Source organism: Roseovarius dicentrarchi, assembly GCF_003316635.1.
Lineage (GTDB): Bacteria > Pseudomonadota > Alphaproteobacteria > Rhodobacterales > Rhodobacteraceae > Roseovarius > Roseovarius dicentrarchi.
This window is the reverse complement of sequence record NZ_QNQP01000046.1, coordinates 1-6,293: the sequence shown is the minus strand read 5'-3', so window position 1 is coordinate 6,293 and position 6,293 is coordinate 1. Positions and strand designations below refer to the sequence as shown.

Sequence of the window (6,293 nt, the reverse complement as noted above, 5' to 3'; positions counted from 1 at the left end):
TCGTCAGCGCCGTGCTGGTCGAGATCGACGAAAAATGGGCCTCCGAAACGAAGGCCTACATCAAGTGGGAATGCCAGGATGCATGACCCCCTCTCAGCAGAATTTCCAGACCTCGGGTTGCTCAATCCTTCCATCAAGCGGCGCATGGTTGCAAACTCTTCGGGTAGCTCCCACGCCGCCAACGGGGCCGCCTGATCAAGGGCACCCACCTTTTGCTCCAAAAGAGGGAGATAATGCACCGGGTCAAAGACCATGTCTTCGCGATCCCAGCACCGAGGGTGACGGGCGATGACATCACCACCACAGCCGATGACGACCTGATCGACGTAGGGTCAGGATGCATTGATTTCCGGTGCGCTGCGTGATTCACGGCTCCGAAACTGGAGCGGTGACATGAGCGATCTATACTGGCTGAGCGACACGCAGATGGCCAAGCTGGAACCCTTTTTCCCAAAGTCCCACGGCAAGCCTCGTGTGGACGACAAGCGGGTATTGAGCGGCATAATATTCATCAATCGCAATGGTTTGCGTTGGCGCGATGCGCCTGGGGAGTATGGGCCGCACAAGACCCTTTACAGCCGGTGGAAGCGATGGAGCGAGAAGGGGATCTTCGCCCGGATGCTCCTGGAACTGGCCGATCAAGGCGGCGGGACTGACACGCTGATGATCGATGCGACGCATCTGAAGACGCACCGCACGGCCTCAAGCCTGGGGCTGAAAAAAGGGGGCGCGGCCGCCTGATCGGACGCACCAAGGGCGGGATGAACTCGAAACTGCACGCGGTGACCGATGCGGCAGGCCGCCCGCTGCGGATGCTTCTGACGGCTGGGCAGCGGAGCGATTACATCGGCGCGCGGGCATTGCTGGACGGCCTGCCTCCCGCCGAACATCTTCTGGCCGACCGTGGATACGATGCGGACTGGTATCGAGAAGCCCTTGAAGACAGGGGGATCAAACCCTGTATCCCGTCGAGGAAAGGCCGCAAGGTCGCGATCCCGCACGATGAGGCGCGCTATCGAAACCGCCACAAGATCGAGAACAGCTTCGCCCGCCTCAAGGATTGGCGACGGGTCGCCACCCGCTACGACAAGTGCCCGAAGGTATTCCTGTCCGCATGCGCCTTGGCTGCCGTGGTCATGTTCTGGTTATGAGTCCTGACCCTAGCTTGTCGATCCGGTGCATCAATTTCAGATCGGCATCCGAGACCGGGCGCGGCTTGTAATAGACGCTGCCCCGGCTGATCCCCAGCACCTTGGCCTGACGGCTGACACTCAGCTTCGCGGTGAGATCGATCATCTTTTTGCGCTCGGCAGCAGACCCGCCTTGCCGAGCGAGCCGGACAAAAAATCGTTCTCCAGCGTCAACTCCCCGATCTTCGCATGCAGGGTCTTCACGTCGATCGCCGGTTCTGCGTCGGCTTTGGTGATCGCGCCGAACACCCCGGTTGCACCCTCCAGAAGTTGATCGCGCCATTGCTTGATCTGGTTCGCGTGAACGTCGAAATCCTGCGACAGCTCGACCAGGGTTCTCTCGCCCTTGATCGCCGCCAACGCAACTTTCGCCTTGAATGCCGGGCTGTGGTTCCGGCGTGGTCGTCTTGCCATGGTCTTCTCCTCGCTCGCAGCATCATGCCGCTGTTGCACGGAAAATCCACTTATCCCGGCTGTTCAGATTTCCGGAACCACCTCTGGATACCTGCATAAGCCTCGCGCAGAACACAAAACGCGGTCGCGCCGTGGACGTGCGTGAAGGCTATCTGAAACAAGCCGTTGGTAAACACCTGGTATTTTATCGACCGACCGACGCCGGGATCGAGGTTATTCGTATCCTGCACCAAAGCATGGATGTCGGGCGGCATCTATAGTCTGACTTGTCCTGTCTCAAACACTCAGTTACACCTTTGAGTAATTACACAATTGAGGCAGAACATGAGCATTCTTTCCGTCCTGAATCCCAAGGGTGGCAGCGGCAAAACCACCATCAGCACCAATCTCGCCAGATCGCTACACGAGATGGGCCATTCTGTCCTGATCGTGGATAGCGACCCACAGGGCAGCGCCCGCGACTGGCACGCCGCCAGCGAAGACAACCCCGTCGAGCTTGTCGCGCTTGACCGGCCAAATAATGTCAAAACATTGGCGAGCATGGCATCAAACTACGATTACGTTGTGATTGATGGTGCGGCAAAGCTGGAGGATATGATCGCGGCCTGTATCAAGGTCAGCGACTTCGTTCTTATTCCGGTCCAACCGTCGCCCTACGACATCTGGGCAGCATCCGATCTAGTCGAGTTCATAAAGGCACGGCAAGAAGTTACAGACGGATCGCCGCGCGCGGGGTTTGTAGTCTCGCGGATCGTGGAGGGTACGCGCCTTGGCAGCGATGTGCGGACTGCGTTGGACGACTACGCACTGCCGGTCTGCAAAACAACGATTTCGCAACGCCAAGTGTATCCGCAAACAGCGGCAGAGGGACTGACCGTTTTCGACGCCGACAATGCCAAAGCGAAGGCTGAGACTACGGTACTAACCGAAGAGATACTGGCGATGCTTACGTCTGCAACGCGAGAGGTTGCATGATGGCACTTTCCGCGAAACGCCCGAGCCGTGGTGACGAGGCCCGCAAACGCATCCTTCATGAAGTTACGGAAACCAGTGAGAAGAAGAAGCGTCTGAACGCCGATATCGAGGAGACGCTGTATCGGAGGATCAAGATGAAGGCGGTCGAAGAAGGCCGTTCGATTTCTGACATCACTCGTGACCTATGGTCTGAATATTTGAGTAAATGAGTGTTTGAGTAAATGCTCTACCAGCCGTTGCGACCGCGCTTCTTGAACCAACTCTTGCAAAATCCGAGAAACGCAGCATCCGGGTTCTTCGGCGGTTCTTTCTGTCGAGCTGCGTAGGTTCGCCATTCTCCAACCAGCACCTTGATGTCCCAAGTTGGGGCTAGATCACGCGCCGCTTCGAGCGTATCCGGCGAAAGGGGCAGGACATAGCCTCCGGTCAGACTGTCCTGCTCCGGCTTTGGCGCATAGTTTTCCAGAAATTCGGATTTCGGCGTCACCGTGAGGATATCAGCGTCCATCCGGAAGACATAATCCGGCATATGGTTGTGTTCTTCGTCTGCCCTGCAGATCGCCCGGACGAGTCGCCGAAACTCCTTGTCCGAGGACGTGGAGCCGGTTCGGGCTTTCAACTTTTCCATACCACACTTCCACTCCGGCTGTGTTCCGCATTGCTTGCGGGCCAGCTCATACAGGCGACGCTCCAACGGCTTGCGAAGCTGGAAATAGCGACGGTTAAGTGTGAGGACATCGTCACCGGCGATAGCGTTGAAAACCCAGTCAGAGAGGGTGACTTCGAGGTCGAGCATCCGGCCATCTCGGGTTTCGCGAACAATCCGGTAACGATCAATCAAGCTGAAACCGTCGATCTGCTCCACGCCACCAGTCGTGATGTTGGTCTCGATCTGCGTTCCCTGAAGGCGTTCAAGAGCCGCCTTTAGGCCGCTGTAGCCTGTCCCGGCGACAGGGCGGTTTGTTGCAACAAGCAGATCGTAAGCTTTGAAGCGCAACGTCCTCTGAACCTGTTTTCCGTCATTCAAGGCCGCCATAACTTGGGAGATGCAGTAGATCAGCACATCTCGATCATGGACGGTCGCAAGCCCAATCATGTTGGGTCTGATTTCGACATAGCTTTTGCCGTCTGACGCGACGTAGCGACGCTTCTTTGTGTCGGGCTTAGTCGAGAGAGTAAAGATTGGGTGCGCCATCGAAGCCATATCGCCTTTTGGAGCGGCATCAAAAATATCGCATACGAAGAAATCCCCTTGCGCGTGCCGCAAGGGGAGGAGAGGCGTTCGATCTGGCTTCGTAATATCACCCACCATGTTTGCACTATTCGTAATTTCACACACCGATGCAAGAGCTTCGTAGTATCACCCACCCAGCGAACTTTCGTAAGATCACACACCATCTTTCGTAAGATCACACACCCTTTATCGTAATATCACCCACCAGACAGTCAGAAAAGATCAGATTCACAAAATAAATTCAATGGGTTGGAAGGGGCTATGATTCGCGTAACACATTATCTAACACATATATAACACCCAGCTCTGCAACCGATGCAGTTATCAAGCCTCTTTGCTTAAACTTCCCGTGTCATGACAATAGGTATCGAAGTTCGCAGCTAACGTTGCTCACGAGTCTTTAACAACACCACCTATGGAACCCGAGCTTGCCTAGAAAACAAAAAAATCCGGCATCATTGAAATTAGAACGGGCACGGCCAAACCGAACAACAGCAGATAAAATGCTAAGGCTGCGTTTTTTTTACTCTGAAACCTTACAGTCCTTCGAAGTAGCATCAAAGAGGGCAGGGAACGCGCCATTAATTTCGCAAGACCTCATCATGAAGGCCCAGACGATCCCGGTCCTTTGGGAGCAGGGCGAGCTACAGGCTTCTCATTCTGTCGACGGTCCGGTTCCGATAAAAGCTGGAGAGCTGGCGTCGAGGCCGGTTTTGAAACCGGCTTCTGCTGTTCCCGTTCATGTTCTTCACGCGCTGCCGCAAGACGTTCCGGGCCACCTCCGGCAACCCACTCGGCGTGTTCCTTTTCCTTTCTAACCCTGTAGGCCTCATATTCAGCCCGCTTGTCGTCCTCCAGAATACTTTGGCGCGCCATGGCGAGCGCGTCATCGTAATCCAGTCGCGCACTCTCCAACTGACCACGCAAGTAAAACAATGCGTTGTTGTTTTCGGTGACAGCAATCTCGGCTTCAAGCCGCTGGATTTCAGACGTCATTGCCTTCCGTACCTGATCAGCACGCGCTTCAAGCCTTAGAGCTTCCGGATCAGGCGCAGGAAGTTCCTGTAAAGCATCGGTAGCTTTGCGGGGTTTAAGCTTGCCCAGAGAAGCCCACCATCTGGAAATCCTGCCCGGTTCTGACGCAGGCGCAGATGCATTTACGCGGGTCCGGCCAAACTCTCGCAGAGCTCTACCAATCCGTTCAATCGCTTTTCCTGCCCGTTCGCCAAGTCGAACAATGCTGTCAATGAGGCTTCGATGGCGTCGAACCGTTCGTCCTGCTGCTTGAGCGCGGCCAGCAAGTTCTCGTTCTCTTCTTCTAATGCGGTTAAAAGCGTCTGCAACGGGTCCACTGTGGGTGACATGTTCTGCTCCATGATCTGATTGCTGATGGGATGCGCCGGGATTTGCCCCGGAGCGGGCCTGGGTCTGCTCTGAGCGTGTGGCGGGGCCTTGATCCGCGTCCCCGCCACTTGTCGCGCTGTCAGGGCTCTCCACGGGGCGCTCAGAATAGGTCTCAGCCTCGTGGGAGGTATCAACCAGCCATTCGACGTCTTCGACCCACTCCACCTCATCTTGCGCCTTCTTGTCTCGTGCTTCCGCGCGCAACTTCCGGGAGCGCGCGCGCAGCTTCTTGAAGAAGTTCCGGCGCTCCTCGTATGCGACATCCCGGTTGTGCTGGATTTCGGAAGGGGAGGGCCGGGGACCGGTCCCCGGCCTCGGGGCAGTGTTGCCAGTGCTGAAGTCGAAGCCGACTTCAAAGATCGCGCCTTTCAAGCGAAAGGCCTTCTCGGCCGCGGTGGTTTTCAAACTGATGAACTTGTCGTTCACGCGGGTAATCTCCCCGGCCTTCCCCAAAGCTTTGATCAGATGGTCACGATCCCTGATCAGCCCGCGCGCAACCTGGGTTTCGACCCAAATGTTGATTTGCTCACGGGTCGCCGCACGGTCGGGGTGTTCGCGGTAGATTTCCCTCGTCACTTTCCGGGGCTGCGTGAAGGGATCGACGAACCCGTATCTGTGGTTGATCCAGGCGGTCCAGGCGGCCCAGTCCTTCTCATGCCCGGGAGGCGCAATGTTCAAATCCTGACCGGTTTCAAGATCGGTTCGCGGGATGACAAAATGAACTTCTGTGTTGCCTTTATCGCCGTGCCGAACCCACGTGATATTGTAAGTGTCAGAAGTCTTGCCTGCGAACATGAAGTTTTCGAAATCCTCGACGATCTCCTTCAGCTGAGCGTTGGTGGGATTGTCCTCTGCGTGGAAGGCAAGCACGCCGTGCGTGTACGTCCACCTCCTGTGCGAAGAGTCGATCAACGCCCGCGTTACAGTCATGTCGCCCTTGAACAGCTCGGTGTTGATTGTCATTGAGAACTGACCCGGCATTTTCATCGAGATCTGACCCACCCAGTCGTTATGATCTGCTGATTATGATGGCGTCAATGCTGTTGCCTCCTTTCGCTTTTTCTTCGCTGTTTCGG

General features: G+C 56.0%; 6 protein-coding genes and 2 pseudogenes. 4 read left to right on the top strand and 4 right to left on the bottom strand.

Annotated elements, in window-relative coordinates:
* Window positions 1–125: 125 nt before the first annotated feature.
* Window positions 126–329 (bottom strand): annotated as a pseudogene (locus DQ230_RS16500) (Mu transposase domain-containing protein); the annotation flags it as partial.
* Window positions 330–393: 64 nt separating this feature from the next.
* Between DQ230_RS16500 and DQ230_RS16495 the strand changes: the two are divergent.
* A protein-coding gene (locus tag DQ230_RS16495; RefSeq protein ID WP_113913661.1) for an IS5 family transposase occupies window positions 394–1,151 on the top strand; the annotation gives its coding sequence in 2 pieces (ribosomal slippage) (window positions 394–730 and window positions 730–1,151; 759 coding nt in all).
* Window positions 1,152–1,161: 10 nt separating this feature from the next.
* On the opposite strand, the pseudogene DQ230_RS16490 reads toward DQ230_RS16495, so the two are convergent.
* A pseudogene (locus DQ230_RS16490) lies at window positions 1,162–1,604 on the bottom strand (transposase); the annotation flags it as partial.
* Here DQ230_RS16490 and DQ230_RS16485 point away from each other — a divergent pair.
* The 3 genes from DQ230_RS16485 (at window position 1,568) to DQ230_RS16475 (ending at window position 2,788) form a co-directional block, all read left to right on the top strand.
* Entirely contained in the window at window positions 1,568–1,864 is a 297-nt protein-coding gene (locus DQ230_RS16485; RefSeq protein ID WP_113913662.1) for a type II toxin-antitoxin system RelE/ParE family toxin, read from the top strand. The pseudogene DQ230_RS16490 and the gene DQ230_RS16485 overlap by 37 nt on opposite strands.
* Before the next feature lie 64 nt (window positions 1,865–1,928).
* On the top strand, window positions 1,929–2,579 hold the full coding sequence (gene parA / locus DQ230_RS16480) for a ParA family partition ATPase (protein WP_113913660.1): 651 nt from the start codon (window positions 1,929–1,931) through the stop codon (window positions 2,577–2,579).
* The gene (locus DQ230_RS16475) at window positions 2,576–2,788 is read left to right on the top strand and encodes a plasmid partition protein ParG (RefSeq protein ID WP_113913659.1); all 213 of its coding nucleotides are present in this window, start codon (window positions 2,576–2,578) and stop codon (window positions 2,786–2,788) included. The genes parA and DQ230_RS16475 overlap by 4 nt, the downstream gene beginning before the upstream one ends.
* Before the next feature lie 17 nt (window positions 2,789–2,805).
* On the opposite strand, the gene DQ230_RS16470 is transcribed toward DQ230_RS16475, so the two are convergent.
* On the bottom strand, window positions 2,806–3,891 hold the full coding sequence (locus tag DQ230_RS16470; protein WP_113913658.1) for a replication initiator protein A: 1,086 nt from the start codon (window positions 3,889–3,891) through the stop codon (window positions 2,806–2,808).
* A gap of 522 nt (window positions 3,892–4,413) precedes the next feature.
* Window positions 4,414–6,180, bottom strand: coding sequence for a relaxase/mobilization nuclease domain-containing protein (locus tag DQ230_RS16465; protein WP_162497494.1), 1,767 nt, complete (start codon window positions 6,178–6,180; stop codon window positions 4,414–4,416).
* Window positions 6,181–6,293 lie beyond the last annotated feature (113 nt).

Excerpts from the sequence above, each read along its gene's own strand:
- DQ230_RS16485 (WP_113913662.1), top strand. The coding sequence starts at position 1,568 with ATGCCGGGCTGTGGTTCCGGCGTGGTCGTCTTGCCATGGTCTTCTCCT.
- DQ230_RS16470 (WP_113913658.1), bottom strand. The coding sequence starts at position 3,891 with ATGGTGGGTGATATTACGAAGCCAGATCGAACGCCTCTCCTCCCCTTG.
- DQ230_RS16475 (WP_113913659.1), top strand. The coding sequence starts at position 2,576 with ATGATGGCACTTTCCGCGAAACGCCCGAGCCGTGGTGACGAGGCCCGC.
- DQ230_RS16465 (WP_162497494.1), bottom strand. The coding sequence starts at position 6,180 with ATGACAATCAACACCGAGCTGTTCAAGGGCGACATGACTGTAACGCGG.
- parA (WP_113913660.1), top strand. The coding sequence starts at position 1,929 with ATGAGCATTCTTTCCGTCCTGAATCCCAAGGGTGGCAGCGGCAAAACC.